Annotated in this window: 14 protein-coding genes; 9 read left to right on the top strand and 5 right to left on the bottom strand. The window is 62.7% G+C overall.

Going from position 1 to position 18,490, the window contains the following annotated elements:
* Position 1: 1 nt before the first annotated feature.
* Positions 2-874, bottom strand: coding sequence for an SMP-30/gluconolactonase/LRE family protein (locus HTUR_RS21900; protein ID WP_012945531.1), 873 nt, complete (start codon positions 872-874; stop codon positions 2-4).
* Positions 875-972: 98 nt separating this feature from the next.
* Positions 973-1,734 (bottom strand): IclR family transcriptional regulator, encoded by a 762-nt coding sequence (locus tag HTUR_RS21895; protein ID WP_008895716.1) that lies wholly within the window; start codon positions 1,732-1,734, stop codon positions 973-975.
* A gap of 698 nt (positions 1,735-2,432) precedes the next feature.
* On the opposite strand from HTUR_RS21895, the gene HTUR_RS21890 reads away from it, so the two are divergent.
* The 3 genes from HTUR_RS21890 to HTUR_RS21885 all read left to right on the top strand — a co-directional run bounded on the left by HTUR_RS21890 (position 2,433) and on the right by HTUR_RS21885 (position 5,318).
* Positions 2,433-4,343: a glycoside hydrolase family 127 protein gene (locus HTUR_RS21890; protein WP_012945529.1), complete on the top strand. Its 1,911-nt coding sequence runs from the start codon at positions 2,433-2,435 to the stop codon at positions 4,341-4,343.
* A 93-nt stretch (positions 4,344-4,436) separates the two neighbouring features.
* Positions 4,437-4,565 (top strand): hypothetical protein, encoded by a 129-nt coding sequence (locus HTUR_RS28495; RefSeq protein ID WP_012945528.1) that lies wholly within the window; start codon positions 4,437-4,439, stop codon positions 4,563-4,565.
* On the top strand, positions 4,566-5,318 hold the full coding sequence (locus HTUR_RS21885; RefSeq protein ID WP_012945527.1) for a hydroxypyruvate isomerase family protein: 753 nt from the start codon (positions 4,566-4,568) through the stop codon (positions 5,316-5,318).
* A 118-nt stretch (positions 5,319-5,436) separates the two neighbouring features.
* Here HTUR_RS21885 and HTUR_RS21880 read toward each other — a convergent pair whose 3' ends face one another.
* Positions 5,437-7,326: an ABC transporter ATP-binding protein gene (locus tag HTUR_RS21880; RefSeq protein WP_012945526.1), complete on the bottom strand. Its 1,890-nt coding sequence runs from the start codon at positions 7,324-7,326 to the stop codon at positions 5,437-5,439.
* A gap of 269 nt (positions 7,327-7,595) precedes the next feature.
* Here HTUR_RS21880 and HTUR_RS21875 point away from each other — a divergent pair, with 269 nt between their 5' ends.
* Positions 7,596-9,101, top strand: a complete 1,506-nt coding sequence (locus HTUR_RS21875) for an alpha-N-arabinofuranosidase (RefSeq protein ID WP_012945525.1) — start codon at positions 7,596-7,598, stop codon at positions 9,099-9,101.
* A gap of 120 nt (positions 9,102-9,221) precedes the next feature.
* Here HTUR_RS21875 and HTUR_RS21870 read toward each other — a convergent pair whose 3' ends face one another.
* Together HTUR_RS21870 and HTUR_RS21865 are read right to left on the bottom strand one after the other, a co-directional pair.
* Positions 9,222-9,686 carry a universal stress protein gene (locus HTUR_RS21870; protein WP_012945524.1) on the bottom strand — a complete coding sequence of 155 codons (465 nt, stop codon included), beginning with the start codon at positions 9,684-9,686 and terminating at the stop codon, positions 9,222-9,224.
* 317 nt (positions 9,687-10,003) lie between these two features.
* Positions 10,004-11,449 carry an MATE family efflux transporter gene (locus HTUR_RS21865; RefSeq protein ID WP_012945523.1) on the bottom strand — a complete coding sequence of 482 codons (1,446 nt, stop codon included), beginning with the start codon at positions 11,447-11,449 and terminating at the stop codon, positions 10,004-10,006.
* Between the two features lie 1,074 nt (positions 11,450-12,523).
* Between HTUR_RS21865 and HTUR_RS21860 the strand changes: the two genes are divergently transcribed.
* The 5 genes from HTUR_RS21860 to HTUR_RS21840 all read left to right on the top strand — a co-directional run bounded on the left by HTUR_RS21860 (position 12,524) and on the right by HTUR_RS21840 (position 18,476).
* On the top strand, positions 12,524-14,206 hold the full coding sequence (locus HTUR_RS21860) for an ABC transporter substrate-binding protein (protein WP_226377560.1): 1,683 nt from the start codon (positions 12,524-12,526) through the stop codon (positions 14,204-14,206).
* A 78-nt stretch (positions 14,207-14,284) separates the two neighbouring features.
* A complete protein-coding gene (locus tag HTUR_RS21855; RefSeq protein WP_012945520.1) occupies positions 14,285-15,298 on the top strand; it encodes an ABC transporter permease in 1,014 nt (337 codons plus the stop codon).
* 13 nt (positions 15,299-15,311) lie between these two features.
* On the top strand, positions 15,312-16,304 hold the full coding sequence (locus HTUR_RS21850) for an ABC transporter permease (protein WP_012945519.1): 993 nt from the start codon (positions 15,312-15,314) through the stop codon (positions 16,302-16,304).
* Between the two features lie 2 nt (positions 16,305-16,306).
* Positions 16,307-17,359, top strand: coding sequence for an ABC transporter ATP-binding protein (locus HTUR_RS21845; protein WP_012945518.1), 1,053 nt, complete (start codon positions 16,307-16,309; stop codon positions 17,357-17,359).
* Complete coding sequence (locus HTUR_RS21840) at positions 17,352-18,476, top strand: ABC transporter ATP-binding protein (RefSeq protein WP_012945517.1); 1,125 nt, start codon at positions 17,352-17,354, stop codon at positions 18,474-18,476. The genes HTUR_RS21845 and HTUR_RS21840 overlap by 8 nt, the downstream gene beginning before the upstream one ends.
* The last annotated feature ends 14 nt before the right edge of the window (positions 18,477-18,490 follow it).

The following is an 18,490-nucleotide window of genomic DNA, read 5'->3' as shown; positions in this document are numbered from 1 at the left end:
CTCACTCCGTCCTGACTCGCGAACGGAACGTCTCGCTGCCGCCGGTCTCGAGCCCCGTGGCTCGGAAGAGCGCGCCGGCACCGTCGCCTTCTTCCTCCCGATCGCCGCCCTCGAGCGCCGTCGTCAGGTACAGGTCGTCGTATTCGGGGCCAGCGAACGTGACTGAGGACACCTTTCGTGCCGGAACGGCGATCTCGGCGATCGGTTCTCCGGATCGGTCGTACCGAACCGCGCGGCCGCCGTTCCACCGCGCCGACCAGACGTAGTCGTCCTCGTCGACGGTCAGCCCGTCCGGAACCCCGTCGTCGTCGGGCGTCTCGACGAACGTCCGTCGGTTCGAGAGCGCGCCGGTCTCCCGGTCGTAGTCGAACGCGTAAATCCGGTGGGCCTCCGACTCGGTGAAGTAGAACGTCTCGAGGTCGGCGGTAAAGCCCATGCCGTTCGCGATGTCGACGTCCCCGACGACGGTCGTGACGGTGGCATCGACGTCGAGCCGATAGAGATCGCCCAGCGAGTTCTCGCCGGGCATCGTCCCGCAAAAGACCCGCCCCTCGGGATCCGCGATGACGTCGTTAAAGCGCGTGTCGGCGTCGACTTCGGTGACGAGCGTCGCCGATTCCGAACCCGGCTGCCAGCGACTGACTCGACCGTTCTGGAAGAGCAACAGCGAGCCGTCGGCCTGGATCGTGAAGCCGCCGATCGGCTGGTCGCCGTCGGTTTCGTACGCGAGCGCGTGCGTTTCAGCGTCCGGATCGTACCGGTACAGTTCGCCCGCCGGGATATCGACCCAGTACAGGCAGTCCTCGTCGGGATGCCACAGCGGTCCTTCGCCCGTGTCGTGTTGCGTGTCCGCGACGCGTTGGAGTCGGGTCATACCCCGTTCGTGTCGCCACTATCACTTGAAGATATCTCCGCGCAGCAGTTTCGACGGGCGATTCGGGAAGACCGGCGAGGAACGGTCGGGAGACGGAGTTAGGAGTAGTTGTGCTCGAGTTCGATGACGTTCGCGGTGCCGAGGACGGCGTCCGGGAGCTCCTCGTAGAACCGCTCCTCGCTGATCCGGTGGACTGGACAGGCGACGCTGATAGCGCCGATGCTCCGTTCCTCGCCGTTCGTAATGGGCGCGGAGACACAGCAGAGGCCGGCGAGACGCTCCTCGTTGTCGACCGCGTACTTCTGCTCTCGGATCTGGTCGAGTTCGTTGAACAGTTGGTCGCGGTCCGTGATCGTCTGCTCGGTCATCTTGGGCATCCCGTGCTTGTCGAGAATCTCGGTGACTTCGTCGCGGGGTCGGAAGGCGAGGATTGACTTGCCCAGTCCGGTGCAGTGCAGTCTGACCTGCTTGCCCTCGTGCGTATCGAGCTCCACGGCGTTTTGGCCCTGCGCCTGATAGAGGTAGATCCCCATCCCGTTTTTCTCGACGAGGAGGTTCGCCAACTCACCGGTTTCGTTCGCGAGCTTGTCGATCTCGGATCGCGCCGTCTCGTAGATCTGGGTTCGGTCTCGAGCGTACGCGCCGAGGCCGAGGAACGAGAGACCGATCTGGTACTCGTCGCCCTCCTTGACGAGGTACTCCCTGTTCACGAGCGTGTTCAGGTGGTTGTGAACCGCGCTCTTGCCGATATCGACCTGCTCAGCGATCTCTGAGACGCCCGCACCGTCGAGTTCCTGAATGATCTCCACGATCTCCATCGCTCTGTCGACCGTCCGGACCGGATGTTTCGGTTCTGCCATGGTCTCCCTATGCATTGAACCACTATAATTTTTGTTCTGGTTGAGACGCGCCGCTTTCTCAAGGGATCGGCGAATCTTCTCTATCACTGAACGGCAGCGGTCGGTATCGCCGATACAGGAACAGACAGCATGCCGTTCTCCAGGAGTGCCCTCTCTGCTAGGAATAGAGAAGGGGCTTCCACTATACAGAACGCCGTATTGTCGAGGCGAATTGGCGAATATTACAATAGTATGTATGTAAAACCTGTTCTTCTCCGGTATCTGAACCCGTGTGTGACGAAGAGACACTGCGTTATTCGCCGCTATAGCGGCACACCGTTTCGAATTGAGTCTCGGTAACCGTTAACACGACTTGTCCAGATTTAGAGACGGTTGTTCAAACATAGAGAATAGCATTGTATGCTACGGAACGTTACGGTCGTATGACCGTTAGTCTCGGCTCGACGGCAGAACGAGTGCGTCTATAGCGCCACACCCACTGGTTCGCTGCGCCGTATGGGCCCAGCGTGAGCGAACGGATGCGATCGCGCCCCGCAACCGATCGGCGCTCGTGTGCCCGCCCGAGACTATCGTCGGTCACTGCCCGAGCGCCTCGAGTTCCGACTCTTACGCGCAGCGTTGCGCTCTCCGCGACCGCATCGTCGTTTCGCCAACATTTATGACCAACTGGCCGATACGAACGATTGGGAACTACACGCATGGGTCCACGAGATGCGGTTACGGACGGGATTTCGCTCTCCGAAGTCGCGATCGACGACGGATTTTGGTCGCCGCGACGGGAGCGAAACAGGGACGTGACGATCGAGTACCAGTACGAACAACTCGAGGAGTCGGGCTCCCTCGAGAACTTCCGGCGCGTCGCCGCCGGGGAGTCCGGCGACTTTCAGGGGATGTGGTTTCAGGACACGGACGCGTACAAGTGGATCGAAGCCGCCTCGTACGTGCTCGCCCAGCGCGACGATCCGGAGCTGGAAGCGAAGGTCGACGGGGTCATCTCGCTGATCGCCGACGCACAGCAGCCCGACGGCTATCTGAACACGTACTTCTCGCTGGTCGAACCCGAGAACCGGTGGACGAACCTCCACATGATGCACGAACTCTACTGCGCCGGGCATCTGATTGAGGCCGCGGTCGCCCACTACCGTGCAACGGAGAAGGAGACGCTGCTCGAGGTGGCGGTCGACTTCGCAGATCTTGTCGACGACGTCTTCGGCGACGAGGTCGAGGGCGTTCCCGGCCACGAGGAGATCGAACTGGCGCTCCTGAAGCTCTACCGGGTCACCGACGAGACGCGGTATCTCGAGCTCGCGAAGTACTTCATCGACCTCCGCGGGAAGGACGACCGACTGGCGTGGGAGATCGACAATCCGGAGACGCTCGGCGGCGGCGAGTACGAGGACGGTTCTATCATTCCTGCCGCACGGGACGTCTTCACCCACGAGGACGGAACGTACGACGGGCGGTACGCCCAGGCCCACGAGCCGCTCCGGGACCAGGAGACCGTCGAAGGCCACTCCGTCAGGGCGATGTACCTGTTCGCGGCCGCGACGGACCTCGCCATCGAGACGGGCGAAGACGAGTTGATCGAGTCCCTCGAGCGCCTCTGGACGAACATGACGACAAAGCGGATGTACGTCACCGGCGGGCTCGGTCCCGAGGAAGCCCACGAGGGGTTCACGACGGACTACGACCTCAGGAACGACGCCTACGCCGAGACCTGCGCCGCGATCGGGAGCGTCTACTGGAACCAGCGGCTGTTCGAACTCTCCGGCGAGGCGAAGTACGCCGACCTCATCGAGCGGACGCTGTACAACGGCTTCCTCGCCGGCGTCTCGCTGGACGGGACCGAGTTCTTCTACGAGAATCCCCTCGAGAGCGACGGCGACCACCACCGAAAGGGTTGGTTCACCTGCGCGTGCTGTCCGCCGAACGCGGCCCGGCTGCTCGCGTCGCTGGGCGAATACGTCTACAGCCAGCGGGACTCGGCGATCTACGTCAATCAGTACCTCGGCAGTAGCGTCACGACGGCGGTCGACGGCGCGACCGTCGAGCTATCGCAGGACAGCTCCCTCCCGTGGTCGGGCGAGGTGACCGTCGACGTCGACGCCGACGGGGCGTCGGTGCCGCTCCGACTCCGCATCCCGGAGTGGGCCGAGTCGTCGACGGTGACGGTAAACGGCGAGTCGGTCGAGACGCCGTCCGAGGGCTACCTCGAGATCGAACGGGTGTGGGACGACGACCGGATCGAGCTGACCTTCGAGCAGACGGTCACGCGGCTGGAAGCCCATCCTGACGTGGCGGCCGACGCCGGTCGCGTCGCCCTCAAACGCGGGCCGCTCGTCTACTGCCTCGAGGCGATCGACAACGACCGGCCGCTCCACCAGTACGAGGATCCGTCGCCCACCTCGACGACGCACCGACCGGACCTACTCGAGGGCGTCACGGTCATCGAGGGCGAAGCGAGCGTGCCGGACCGGGCGGGTTGGGACGGCCGACTGTACCGGCCGGCCGACGAAACGGCTCGAGAACGAACCGAGTTCACGGCGGTCCCGTACTACGCGTGGGACAACCGCGAGCCGGGAGCGATGAGAGTCTGGATTCGGTCGTAGCGGTATCCGATCTTCCCGTTCGAACTGCCGAGCCCGAACCGACGTGGACTACCGGTGACAATTGTTATACAGTGTCCCCCGGTATCAGGGCATATGTTCCATCGAGTCACCGTGATCGGCACCGCCACCGGAACCGAAACCGACCCCGACAGTCCCGACGGTCCCGACGAAGACGGCTACCCGATGGCGTATCACCACGCCGCGGCGAGGGCGGGCGAGTAAATGCCGGCGGTCTCCGTCTGCGTGGAGCTGGTGTACGACGACGAGCCGTTCCACGAGCGGATCGCACGGGCCGCCGCGGCGGGCGCCGACGCCGTCGAGTTCTGGGACTGGCGCGGGAAGGACCTCGAGCGGCTCGAGCGCGCCGCCGCCGAAGCCGAGATTCCGATCGCCGGCTGCGTCGCGGACGGGACGCTCACCGATCCCGAGGCAACCGACGACGCCGTCGAGACGATCCGCGAGTCGATCGAGACGGCGGCCGACCTCGGCATTCCCACGCTCATCGCGACGAGCGGACCGGATCAGGAGGGACTGGATCGGGCGACCCAGCGCGGCGCGATCGTCGACGTCCTCTCGCGGGTCGCACTCGACGCCGAAGCGGCGGACGTAACGATCGCGCTGGAACCGTTGAATACGGCGGTCGATCACCCCGGCAACTACCTCGAGACGTCCGCCGAGGGGCTCGAGATCGTCGACGCGGTCGACTCGCCGAACGTTCGGCTGCTGTACGACGTCTACCATCAGCAGATCACTGAGGGAGACGTCGTTCGAGCGATCACGGAGAACGTCGACCGAATCGGCCACATTCACGTCGCCGACGTTCCCGGACGGCACGAACCAGGCACCGGCGAACTCGACTACGAGACCGTCTTCGCGGCGATCGATGAGGCGGGGTACGACGGCTACGTCGGCTGCGAGTTCTCGCCGGTCGGCGACGCCGACGAGGCGATTGCGACCGTGCTGAACTGGCGCTGACGGGAGCGAACGCGACCGATCGATAGGGGCGACCGGCGTGGCGCCGTTGAACCCAGCGACCGCGTCGACGAAACGCTGGCAGAGCAGAGACCGTCCGCGGTCCAGTCCGTAGACCGAGTCAGTTGTTCTGCGTGATGCGCTCCACGAACGTTTCCGGGAGCTCGTTGATCTCGCCCGCCTGCACCTTCCAGAGGTTCGCGTAGAGACCGTCCCGCTCGAGCAACGCGCCGTGGCTCCCCCGCTCGACGATCTCCCCGTCGTCGAGGACGAGGATGGTGTCGGCGTCGCGAACCGTCGACAGCCGGTGGGCGATGACGAACGTCGTCCTGTCGGCGGTGATCTCCTCGATCGAGCGCTGGATGAGCATCTCCGTCTCGGTGTCGACGTCGCTGGTCGCCTCGTCCAGGACGAGGATCTCCGGATCCGAGAGGATGATACGCGCGAGCGCGATCCGCTGGCGCTGGCCGCCCGAGAGCTTGACGCCTTCCTCGCCGACCTCGGTGTCGTAGCCGTCCGGAAGCTCCTCGATGAACGTGTGGGCCTGCGCGGCCTCGGCGGCCGCGACGACCGCTTCGTCGGTCGCGTCGAAGGTCCCGTACGCGATGTTCTCCCTGACGGTGCCGCCGAAGAGGTAGTTCTCCTGACTGACGTAGCCGATCGCGTCCCGGAGACTCGACAGCGTCACGTCGCGGACGTCGTGGCCGTCGATCCGGACCTCCCCCTCGTCGGTCTCGTACATTCGCATGAGGAGGCGGACCACTGTGGACTTGCCCGCGCCGGTCGGGCCGACGAACGCGACCGTCTCTCCCGGATCGACCTCGAACGAGATGTCCTCGAGGACGTACTCCTCGTCGGGATCGTAGGCGAAGCTCACGTCGTCGTACTCGACGCGGCCGCCGACGTCGGACAGCGCCGTCGCGTCCTCGCGGTCCTCGATGGCGACGGGCATGTCCATGAGGCCGACGACGCGTTTGCCGGACGCGCGCGCGTTCTCGTACTGCTCGATGATGACCGCGATCTGCTTGAGCGGGCCGGTGAACCGCTGGCTCATGAACAGGAAGGTGACGAGCGAGCCGACGGTGAGCGTCCCGCTGAACAGCGGCGGCGGCCCGATGACGACCCAGTAGCCGCCGATGATGAACGTCGCCGCGAACGACGCGTTCGTGATGAAGTTACTCCCCGGATGGTACATCGTGTTGAGCTTGATCCGCTCCCAGTTCGTATCGAAGTAGCGGTAGGAGACGTCCCCGACGCGGTCGGACTCGTAGGACTCCGTCGTCATCGTCTTGATGAGGTGGATCCCGCCGAGATTGTTCTCGAGGCGGGTGTTCATGCCGCCGACGCTCGATCGGATCCGGTCGTAGACCGGCTCGACCCGACGCATGAACCACAGCGTGAACGCGGTGAGCACGGGGACCGCTCCCAGCGTCACGACGGCGAGTTGCCAGTTCAGGTAGACGAGAATTCCGGTGATTCCCAGGAGGACCGTCCCGATCCGAACCGCCCTCGTGAGCGCGTCGTCGAAGAACTGCTCGAAGTTGGAGATGTCGTTGTTCAGGATGCTCATGAGTTCGCCCTTCTCGTGGCCGTCGAAGAAGCGAACGTCCAGTTGCTGCATCTTGTCGTAGGTCGACGTGCGAACGACGTGCATCAGGTGGTGGGAGAAGTAGTCGACGGAAAGCATCCGCACCGTCGCCAGCAGCGCCGTGAGTACGTAACACCCGAAGATCAGCGCAAACGAGAACCAGAGCTGTCCCTCCGTCGTCGAGGGAACGATGCCGTTCGGGACGAGCGGCAAGTCGTACGCCGTCGTCTGGTTGAACACGGCGTCGATGGCGACGCCCAGCACGAACGGCGGGATCAACGACGCGATCCGCTCGAACAGGCCGGCGAGGAGTCCGATCGAGAACCAGTGGCGACGCTGCCGACTGAATCGGACGAAGAGACGGACTAGCGGCCATTCGACTGCGTCACGATACCCCTCCAATCGGTGTTCTCTGTTGGACACTGTCTCGGTGATTCTCGAACCTGATCCGTCAAATAGGTTGGTACTCCGTGACGATTTCAATCGGCCGGAAACCGGATCGTCGCCCGCTTCGTCGCGACCCTCCCGTTCGTCTCTCGTCACACCGGACGACGGCGCAGTCACGACCGGCCATCGCGGCCTCTACTCGCGGGCTTCAGCCACCGGTCGGTCTCCCCGCACTGTGGGTTTTACCGGGTTAGCGTGACATAAACCGAGGAACTTATAACACTTTGTCGGAAAGAGGAGTGTGGATGGCTAACGCACGGATTACGGTTCATACTGCAGCGGATATCGACCGCATCGCCCCCGAGGTTCACGGTCACTTCTCCGAACACCTCGGACGGTGCGTCTACGAGGGACTCTGGACCAGTGACAGCTCCGAGGAGAACGGATTCCGGGAGGACGTCGTCGAGCTCCTTTCCGATCTCGAGATTCCCGTTCTTCGCTGGCCCGGCGGCTGTTTCGCCGACGACTACCACTGGGAAGACGGCGTCGGTCCCCAGGAGGAGCGACCGCGGCGACGGAACCTCTTCTGGGCGCAGGGCCCCGAGGACCTCCCCGAGGAGTCCAACGCCTTCGGCACCGACGAGTTCCTGCAACTCTGCGAGCGAATCGACACGGAGCCGTACCTCGCGGCCAACGTCGGTTCCGGCACCCCGCAGGAGGCTGCCAACTGGGTCGAGTACTGCAACTACGACGGCGACACCGAGCTCGCCGACCGACGACGCGATAACGGTCACGAGGAACCCTACGGCGTCAAGTACTGGGGCCTCGGTAACGAGAACTGGGGCTGTGGCGGTCAGATGTCGCCCGAACAGTACGCTCGCGAGTACCGCCGGTACGCCACCTACGTCGGCACCCAGTCGAACCTGATGTTCGACCACGACATCGAACTCATCGCCTGCGGCTTCGAGGGTCACGAGTGGAACCGCCGCTTCCTCGAGGAGATCAACCAGTCCCGGTGGGGCGTGGAGTTCCCGCTCGACCACCTCACGCTGCACCACTACTACGGCCGCGGGATGAACGTCGACGAGGCCGACGAGGACCAGTACGACCGCATGCTCGTCGAAGCCCTCGAGATGGAACGCCACATCGAGCGGATGGCCGGCGCGATCAACGCCGTCGCGACGACCCGCGACATCGGCGTCATCATCGACGAGTGGGGGACCTGGCATCCCGAGGCGACGGCCGACAACGGGCTCGAGCAGCCGGGGACCGTCCTCGACGCGCTCTCCGCGGCGGCCGTTCTAGACGTCTTCAACCACCACAGCGACGTTCTGACGATGACGAACATCGCGCAGACGGTCAACGTCCTGCAGTGTCTCATCGAGACCGACGAGGACGAGGCCTGGGCGCGTCCCACCTACCGCGTCTTCGATCTGTACGCGCCGCACAAGGGTAGCGAGGCCGTGCAGACGTCGGTCGACACGCCGACGCGCGAACTCGACGACGACGAGGACAGCGAACTGCCGCTCGTCGGCGCGTCCGCGTCGGTCGACGACGACGAGACCTACGTTACCGTCACGAACCTCGACTGCCGCGAGGAGAAGACGATCGAAGTCGCCCTCGAGGGCGTCGACCTCGACTCGGCGACTATCGAGGGCGAACTGCTGTTCGCGGATCAAGAGCCCGACCTGGAAGTCGACGCAGACAACGCCGACGAGTTCGCCGCCGAGGAACTCGACGTGTCGGTCGACAGCGACACCCTGATCGCCGAGCTGCCGGCGTCGACGGTCGCTGGAATCTCGATCCAGTAATCCGACGACCCGCGCTCGAGATTTTCGACGGTTCCGAACGAGTTCGAACGATCCCGAAGCGTCGCGAAGAATTCCGAACGATCCGCGCGTTTTCGGCGGAAAAGCAGGATTTGCGAGCGGTCAGTCCATTTTGATCGTCACGGTGCCGTCGAAGTTGAGCAGGATGCGCTGGGCGAAGTCGCCGAACAGCGCTTTCCCGGTCGGCGATCGGCGCCGGCCGACGACGAAGAGGTGGTCGCTGCCGAGTTCCTCCGCGGAGGCGATGACCTCGTCGGCGCGCTCGCTCTCCTCGACGACGATTCCGTCGGTAGTGTACTCGATCGGCTCGTCGAACGAGTCGAACACGTCCTCGGCGACCTGTTGTGCGAACTGCTCCGCGGTGGACTTCGAATCGGGCTCGCTGTACGACGTCCCCTCCATCTGCTCGATTACCTCCAGGTTATCCGCCGTCTCGTTGACCTGCTCCGGCGTGATCCACGCGAGCACGGTCAGCGTCGCGCCCGTATCGTGAGCGAGTCGGCCGGCTTCCGCGAGCAGTTCTCGGTGGGCGTCCGTGTCATCGATGACGACGAGTGCGTTATCCATGCCCTCGCTTTGATCAGTTATCCCAATAAGTGTACTGCCCGTGTCTTTTGTTACCCGATGACATTATCTTTCGCAGTAGCGTCAGCTAACCCCGGAAACCGCCGTCGATAGGATCGAGAACCGGCGTTACGTCCTCGATCGACTGGAGCACAGAATCGTTCGTCCTCGCTGTCGACGCCCGGTGCGTTTACTCGAGACGAGAGGATTTCGCCGCGCGTGCCACAGATCGCCCGAGAACCGTTCCCTCGCGATTCGTTCCGGCCGACGCGGCTGGAAGACCGGTTCCAACGGGCGCGACCGACCGATGCTGTCGCGTCTCAGTCGTCGCCAACCGCGGCGTCGGGCCGGTACGCTTCGCTGATGGATTTCCACTTGTCGGTCCGGAACCGCCAGTAGTTGATCGCGGCGGGAATCGTCGTCTCGGCGACGAACGCGAGGTACAGCCCCCAGTATCCGAGCGCGGTCGTCGCGCCGAGGTACGCGAGCGGGATCGAGCCGAAGAACATCCCGAGGAACTGGCTGGCAAACGGAATTCGCGTGTCGCCGCTCGCGTCGAGCGGGCCGGCAGCGGCGCCGGAGACGCCCTGAAAGACGACCGCGGCACAGGCGGCGTAGATGAGGTCGACGGCGATCGGAATCTCCGGGCTCGTCGGATCGCTCGCGAACAACACGACGATCTGTTCGGCGAACAGCGCGATGAGGATCGCGGAGAGGGCGTACGTCGCCACCGCGAATCGGATGATGTCGCGTCCGTACGCTTCGGCCGTCACCTCGTCATTTCGTCCGAGCGCCTGGCCCACCAGACTGGACGAAGCGAGTCCGAACCCCCAGCCGGGCGCGTTCATTATGCCCCAGATGCGGCGGGCAATGACGAACGCGGCGACGGTGTTCTCCCCGAAGATATCGAGGATGGAGAGCATCGGGAACTCGGCGACGGTCCAGACGAGGTTCCGGGCGCCGATCGGAAGTCCGATCTCGATCAGATCGCGGACCGTCCCGGGATCGAGATACGTCCCCAGCGGATCCACCTGAACGGGAAACTCGCCGATGCCGGGGAAGCGACCGCGGCTGATCCCGATCGCGAACGTCGCCGTCACGACGACGTTCGAGAGGACCGTCCCGAGCGCCGCGCCGGCGACGCCCCAGCCGAATCCGAAGATGAACACGGCGTTCAGACCGATGTTAGCGAGGGCGCCGCCGGCCCGAACCTGCATCGCGATGTAGGAGTCGTCGGCGCCGACGAGCGTCCGGCTTCCGACGAGGTTCAGCCCCGCGAAGGGGATTCCGAAGCCGACGACCTGCAGGTACGTCGCCCCGTACTCGATCGCCCGTTCGTTGCTGCTCAGTACGGAAATAAGCTCGTGGGGAACGAACCAGAACACGACCGTGATCGGAACGCTCAGCACCACGATGAGCAGTGTACTCGAGCGGACGGCGAGCCCCAGTTCGTCGGTGGCGTCCGCGCCGTATCGCTGTGAGACGAGCGCGATCGCGCCGCCGGCGACGCCGCCGCCGATCGCGAAGGCGAGTCCCCAGAACGGTCCCGCGAACCCGACGCCGGCGACGGCGGCGGTGCCGACTGCCACACCGACCATCGCCACGTCGACTGCGTTTTTCGACATCCGCGCGATCCCGGTAACGATCCGCGGCCACGCGAGGGCGGTCGTCTGGACGGCGCGGTCGCGGTCGATGAGTCCGGCGCGCGCGAGCGCGAGACCGATATAGAGAATTACCAGGCGGAACGGATTCGGGACCCGGGTCACGTGCGTTATCGACCTATGAGCATGCGGTCAAAGATGTTTTGTTCTGCGACGTACCGGATTCGGTGAGTTACCGATACGATCGTTCGATCCCGCCGATTCGCTCGTTGACCAGAACGGTCGGCAACGATCGGCAGTCGCGAACGAACGCGAGGCCGGCGGTCCCGAAACGCATCGCGCCTCGAGCGACCGATAGTACCAACTGAAACGATTTGCACGCCGATCGGCGCAGCCGTCGTGCTCGAGTGCACAGTGACTTGCAGTGACTACGATACCCGGACGAGAATTCCCGTCGTCGACTTCGCGGAGAGCCGTTCGACCCCGAAGGTACTGTGGTTGACCGCCGTCGGCCCCCGATTGATGGCTGTGTTCGCTGAAGAGGGAATACGAGTGTAAGCATACAGAACGAGACTCGTGTTTTCGACGAGACCGCTCGAACTACCGCTTCCAGGCCGCGCCGATTCGATCGAACCGTGCGCCCGCGTAGACCTCGCTAGGGTTATAATTCACTCTCTCAGGACGATCAGTGGTACCGTTCATCGCACTATCTTTCGAGAGAGTTGCCGGATCGAGTGGGATAAGGGGCGAGGTCGCTCGAAACGCCTACAGTTACGTCACTCTGGGCCTGACGCGACGAGGAGTCGTTCGCGACTAGCAATACGATGAACGCTACACTATTTCTGGATGGTTCCTATGTAGATATACAGAACGGTACGCAGATAGAGTGACCGATCCGATCCGTTATTACTATCGGACCAGATCAGCTAATTAGCACCGAGAGGCGCTACAGGCGCGGTTTAGGGAGTATTGTCTGTGAGGAGACCCCACACATCGTATTCATACCCCGGAGATTGGAAAATTAATTCCTTATATTTTGTTACACGATAGAGTACGATTAGACACCTCGTAGTAATTTAGATATAGATATGTCAATCCCACTGTCTCTCCATAATGTTTTTTATCTCGTAATATGAATGGGTTCCTATGCCATCACATGGCAAGGGAAAATTGGGTAAGTCGAACCGGCAAGCGATCTCTCGAAGACACCTCCTTCGCGGCACAGCGATGGGAGGCGCGATGGCAATGGCCGGTTGTCTCGGGGGCACATCGGGGGAGACAAACACGTTCGTCGAGCCGATAACGGTGGATCCGACGAACTATCAGTTCAACCATCTCAATCTGCAGAACCCGTTCTCGCACGCGATGCAGAGCGACCAGCTCCAGCGGTACTTCATCAACGACAGCTCGTTCGAGTCGTACGCGGTCTCCATCGAGGAGTTCGAGGGCGAGACTGCCGTTCTGAAGGTTCGGGACGGTCTCACGTGGCACAACGGTGACCCGGGAGATCCGGTCGACGCCGACGACCTCTACACGAAACTCGTCACCGACGCGATCATCGGTGACACGATCTCGACTCTCTGGACGGACATCGAGCGGGTCGGTGACAAGTCCGTCGAACTCACCCTCGACGGAACGATCAACGAGCAACTGTTCCGGGACGGACTGAACTACTACTGGCTCGAGACGCCGTTCCGACTGTACAAGGACTACGTCGAGCGGTGGGAGGACGCGACGAGCGACGACGAGATCAGCGACATCCGGAGTGACCTCCGTAACGACTCGTTCGACGAGTCGAAGGTGAAGGGGAACGGTCCCTTCCAGTTCGAGGAGCGGGACAACCGCCACCTCAAGATGACCCTGTACGAACACCACCCCGACGCGGACAACATCAACTGGGAGAACTGGGAGCTCCACAAGGTTTCGACCGACACCGCGAGCGTGCTACTCGGCGGCGAAGTCGACGGAATTCGGAATTTCTCCGCACCCGAAACGGTCTTCGAGCAGGCACCCGACGACCTCCTGAACGCGCAACTCCCCGCGCTGTGGGGGCACTCGCTTCCCTTCAACCACGAGGACGACGACTTCAGTAACATCCGGGTTCGACAGGCCGTCAGCGAGTTCATCGACAGGCAGGCCTGCGCGGACAACTACGGCCGGCTCGGACAGCCGGTCGAGGCGCCGAGCGGGCTCGTCGGAAACATCGACGGCCAGAACGAACAGACCAACCGATGGGAGGACAAGGTCTCCGACGAGATGGCCGAACAGCTCTACCGCTACGACGATCCGGAGCGCGGTCGACGACTGCTCCGCAACGAAGGGTACCAGAAGGACGACGGTACGTGGTACCGTCCCAACGGTGACCCGTTCGAACTGACGATCAAGGTCCCTGCGGGATATACCGATTGGCATCCGGTCTACGAGACGATCGTCGATAATCTCACGAACGAAGGTATCGGTGCCGAACTGCAGCGGATCGAGGCGTCTGCGTACTGGGCCGACCACTACACCGCGGCGAACTTCAAGGTGGCGTCGACGGGATGGACGCTCCAGCGATCCAGTCCGTACTACGTCTTCGACATGTACTACAACATCGACACGGAGTTCATGAACCTCGACCCCGAGAACCTCGAGGCTCCGCCGATGGGCGAACCCGATGGCGACCTCCAGTCGGTCGATCCGCGCGGTCTGATGGACGAGTTGCTCGTCGCACAGGACGAGGAGAGAGCGACCGAGCTCACCGATCAGCTCGCGTGGATCACTAACCAGACGGTCCCCATGCTCCAACTCAACGAGATCAACGACCCGGTCTGGTTCTACACGGACGACTGGGAGGTCCCGGAGCCGGACTCCCCGAAGTACCAGTCGAAGTGGCCCCTCTGGTGGTTCCCGCGGAACGGTGAGCTGCAGGCGAAGGACTGAGCGGCCACCGCTTTTAATCAATTGGTCAACTAAAACGGAACTATTATAAGGTAACACGCGCCACAAATACGCAAATTAATGTACATAATAAAGCGGCTCGGACAAGCATTCGTTACGTTTGTCGCGGTAATCACGATAACATTTGGACTGATACGGGCGATACCGGGCGGACCGGCGGACCACATCAGGGCACAAGTCATGCGGAACCGAGGGTCGCAGGGCGTGAGCATGGCCGAGATCAACTCGCTGACCGAGACGTACACGAACTACGATCCCTCGACCCCGGTGTACGTTCAGTACTTCGATTACGTTACGAACATCCTGCAAGGGGATCTGGGAGAGTCGATGTCGTACCCTACCCGGAGCGTCAGCGATATCATCATCCAGGCCGCCCCGTGGACGATCTTCCTGCTCACGATGGCGATTCTCCTCACGTTCGCGATGGGTATCGTGCTCGGCGCAGTCATGGCGTACCGAGAGGGCAGTCAGTTCGACACCGGGTCGACGGTCCTCTCGATGTTCATGAACTCCGTTCCCTACTACGTCGCGGCGCTGCTTCTGGTGTACGTCTTCTCCATCCAGCTGAGTATCTTCCCGCAGTCGGGGAACTACGCCGTCGGGTTAGAGCCGGGACTGACACCCATATTTATCGCCGACGTATTCTACCACGCAACGCTTCCGATCGCGTCCCTCGTCCTCACCGGATTCGGCGGGGTCGCGATCACGATGCGAGGGAACTCGATCCAGGAGATCGGAGAGGACTACATCCGGGTGGCACACCTCCGTGGCGTCCCCGGACGCCGGATCGCGGTCCGGTACGTCGGTCGGAACGCGCTGCTGCCGATGTACACCAACCTGATGATCTCCGTCGGATTCATGTTCGGTGGATCGATTATCCTGGAACAGATCTTCGCCTACCCCGGTCTCGGAAACTACCTCCTGCAGGCGCTGAACAACAGCGATTACCCGCTCATGATGGGGATCTTCATCGTCATCACCGCTGCCGTGCTGATCTGTATCCTGATCGCGGATCTCACCTACGGACTGATCGATCCGCGAGTCAGTGCGGGTGAAGGCAAGGAGGCCTACTGAGAGGTGACATTCGATGGCTGAAACCAATTCAACGTTCGACGCGACCGACGACCGCGACAGCACGAGTGACGGATCGGCGGCGACCCGTTCGGAACTATACAGGGAGTGGCTCGACGTGACCGTCCTCGCCCCGCTACGGATCGCCTGGAATGACTGGCGAACGAAGACCGGCTCGCTCATCATCCTGTTCTACGTACTGATGGGCACGGTCGGCCTCTACCTCGTCCCCGCCCCGACACAGGGACAGGGGCCGCGACTTACGGGTCCGTTCCAGAGTATGTCGTATCCGCTCGGAACGGACAACCTCGGGACGAGCCTCCTCTCGGATATCGTCTACTCGACGCCGCCGGTGCTGAAGATGATTCTGGCCGGCGCGGTGTTCTCGACAATCATGGCGACGATCGTCGGAACCGTCTCGGGCTACAAGGGGGGGACCGTCGATAGCGTGCTCACCACCTTCACGGACATCGCCATGACCATCCCTGGCTTACCCCTGATCATCCTCCTGATCGCCGTCTTCGAACCGGAGAGTCCGTATGTGATCGGCGTCTTCCTCGTGATCAACTCGTGGGCCGGCCTCGCGCGGTCGATCAGGTCGCAGGTGCTCTCGATCAGGGACCACTCCTACGTCGAGGTCTCCCGGATCATGGGAGCGTCGACGCCGAAAATCATCGTGGACGACGTCCTGCCGAACATCATGCCCTACGTGCTGATCAACTTCGTCAACTCCGCGCGCGGGGTCATCTTCGGTTCGGTCGCGCTGTTCTACCTCGGTTTCCTCAGCGGCTTCTCGAATAACTGGGGGATCACGCTTAACGAGGCCTTTACCAATGCGGCGATATACTCGTTAGATGGCATTTACTGGCTACTCTTCCCGATGATAGCGATCGTCGGCCTCTCGTTCGGGCTGGTGCTGTTCGCACAGGGAACGGAGAAACTGTTCAATCCGCGTATCCGGGCGCGCCACGCGGACGCGGTCGATGACACTGCGCCCTACGAGGAATAACAATGCAGCGAAAACGCACGAAGACCGTCGAGGATCCGATCTTCGAGGTTCGGGACACGACCGTCTCGTTCGACATGGATCGGGGGGAATCGAAAGTACTGAACGAGGTAGACATCGACGTAGAACGAGGCGAAGTCCTCGGCGTCGTCGGTGAAAGCGGAAGCGGGAAATCGATGTTCGCCTCCGCGCTGCTCAATGCGGTCGTCGATCCCGGACAGCTCACCGGCGATATCACCTTCTACCCCGAACCGGAGAAGCCCGTCGACCTGCTCAGTCTCTCCCAAAGCGAGATCAAGCAGGTTCGCTGGGAGGAGATCTCGATGGTGTTCCAGGGCGCGATGAGTTCGTTCAACCCGACGATGTCGATCCGGGACCACTTCCGTGAGACGCTGGCCGTCCACGACTACGATGTCGAGGAGGGGATGGAGCGCGCCGAAGACCTCCTCTCGGATCTCTACCTCGAGTCGGATCAGGTGTTAGACTCCTATCCGCACGAACTGTCGGGCGGAATGAGCCAGCGCGCACTCATCGCGTTGAGCCTGGTGCTCAAGCCGGAGGTGCTGGTGATGGACGAGCCGACGGCCGCGCTGGACCTCCTGATGCAGCGCAGTATCATCCGGTTGATCAGGCAGATCGCGGACGAGCGCGACCTGACGATCGTCTTCATCACCCACGACCTGCCGCTGGTCGCGAACCTCGCCGATCGGATCGCGGTTCTCTACGCCTTCGAGTTCGTCGAGGTCGGCCCCGCGTACGAGGTGCTGACGGAAGCGAAACACCCCTACACGCGGGCGCTGCTCAACTCGACGCCGAACCTGGAGACGCCCCGCGAGCAGATGCGACCGATCGAGGGCGCGGCCCCGGATCCGGTGTCGGTACCGAACGGGTGTTCGTACCATCCGCGCTGTCCACTGGCCGACGCGACCTGCGAACGCGACGATCCACCCCTCGAGTCGGACACCCCGGAGGACGGCCACGTTGCAGCATGTCACTACGTCGATACGGTACCAGAGACGGTTCCGCTGACCCTTCAGGAGGTGAAGGTCAATGAGTGAGGACCATCTCGTCTCGCTACAGAACGTGGAAGTACATTTCGAGTCCGAGCAGTCGTTCCTCTCCAAGCTCAGAGGCGAGACCGACATCGTCAAAGCAGTCGACGGCATCTCGCTCGACATTCCCGAGAACGACGTCGTCGCGCTGGTCGGCGAGAGCGGCTGTGGGAAGTCGACCCTCGGAAAGACCGCCATCGGCGTCCAGCGCCCGACCAGCGGTTCGGTGACCTACAAGGGTCAGGACGTCTGGAAGGCCAAGGACAAGGACGGAAACGTCGAGATCCCGTACGACGAGATCCGCCAGTCCCTCCAGATCATCCCGCAGGATCCGGGCGCGTCGCTCAATCCGAACAAGACGGTACAACACTCCCTCGGGGCTCCGCTCAAACTTCGGCATCCGGAGATGGACTCGTTCGAACGGCGGGAGCGAATCCACGAAATGATCTCGCGGGTCGGCATGTCCCCGCCGGAGGACTACGCCAAGCGGTTCCCCCACCAGCTTTCGGGCGGCGAGAAGCAACGCGTCGCGCTGATCCGAGCGCTGTTGATGAACCCCGACCTCATCCTCGCCGACGAGGCGGTGAGCGCGCTCGACGTCTCCCTGCGGATCGACATGATGGACCTCATGCTCGAGTTACAGGAGGAGTTCAACACGTCGTTCCTGTTCATCAGCCATAACCTCTCGAACGCCAGTTACGTCGCCGGGAAGTCCGACGGTCGGATCGGCATTATGTACCTCGGCGAGCTCGTCGAACTCGGACCCATCGACGAGGTTCTGGAGAACCCGAAACACCCCTACACCAAGGCGCTGGTGTGGGCGACGCCGAACCTGGACCCCGATATCGACGACGAGACCGAATCGCCGCTCCGAAAAATCGACGTTCCGGACCCGCGGAACCCGCCGTCGGGCTGTCGGTTCCACACGCGATGTCCCAAAGCTCGCGAGGCCTGCAAGGGGAACACGCCCGAAGCGGTGTCGGTCGACGGCGACGAGGACCACACGGTGACCTGCTTCCGGGAACTCGACGATCACGAGTACTGGGACAGCCGGAAACTCGAGGACGACTCGAGCGAATCGGACGCTGATCAGACCGAACTCGCGGACGAACCGGTTCAGTAGCGGTTTCTCGTTCC

The sequence above is a fragment of the Haloterrigena turkmenica DSM 5511 genome, assembly GCF_000025325.1.
Taxonomy (GTDB): Archaea; Halobacteriota; Halobacteria; order Halobacteriales; family Natrialbaceae; genus Haloterrigena; species Haloterrigena turkmenica.
Note: the sequence above shows the minus strand (reverse complement) of the source record. Positions and strands in the feature narration are given on the sequence as shown.

What these genes read in the sequence shown, in the direction of transcription:
- HTUR_RS21900 (WP_012945531.1), bottom strand. Translation starts at nt 874, where the DNA reads ATGACCCGACTCCAACGCGTCGCGGACACGCAACACGACACGGGCGAA.
- HTUR_RS21895 (WP_008895716.1), bottom strand. Translation starts at nt 1,734, where the DNA reads ATGGCAGAACCGAAACATCCGGTCCGGACGGTCGACAGAGCGATGGAG.
- HTUR_RS21890 (WP_012945529.1), top strand. Translation starts at nt 2,433, where the DNA reads ATGGGTCCACGAGATGCGGTTACGGACGGGATTTCGCTCTCCGAAGTC.
- HTUR_RS28495 (WP_012945528.1), top strand. Translation starts at nt 4,437, where the DNA reads ATGTTCCATCGAGTCACCGTGATCGGCACCGCCACCGGAACCGAAACC.
- HTUR_RS21885 (WP_012945527.1), top strand. Translation starts at nt 4,566, where the DNA reads ATGCCGGCGGTCTCCGTCTGCGTGGAGCTGGTGTACGACGACGAGCCG.
- HTUR_RS21875 (WP_012945525.1), top strand. Translation starts at nt 7,596, where the DNA reads ATGGCTAACGCACGGATTACGGTTCATACTGCAGCGGATATCGACCGC.
- HTUR_RS21870 (WP_012945524.1), bottom strand. Translation starts at nt 9,686, where the DNA reads ATGGATAACGCACTCGTCGTCATCGATGACACGGACGCCCACCGAGAA.
- HTUR_RS21860 (WP_226377560.1), top strand. Translation starts at nt 12,524, where the DNA reads ATGGCAATGGCCGGTTGTCTCGGGGGCACATCGGGGGAGACAAACACG.
- HTUR_RS21855 (WP_012945520.1), top strand. Translation starts at nt 14,285, where the DNA reads ATGTACATAATAAAGCGGCTCGGACAAGCATTCGTTACGTTTGTCGCG.
- HTUR_RS21850 (WP_012945519.1), top strand. Translation starts at nt 15,312, where the DNA reads ATGGCTGAAACCAATTCAACGTTCGACGCGACCGACGACCGCGACAGC.
- HTUR_RS21845 (WP_012945518.1), top strand. Translation starts at nt 16,307, where the DNA reads ATGCAGCGAAAACGCACGAAGACCGTCGAGGATCCGATCTTCGAGGTT.
- HTUR_RS21840 (WP_012945517.1), top strand. Translation starts at nt 17,352, where the DNA reads ATGAGTGAGGACCATCTCGTCTCGCTACAGAACGTGGAAGTACATTTC.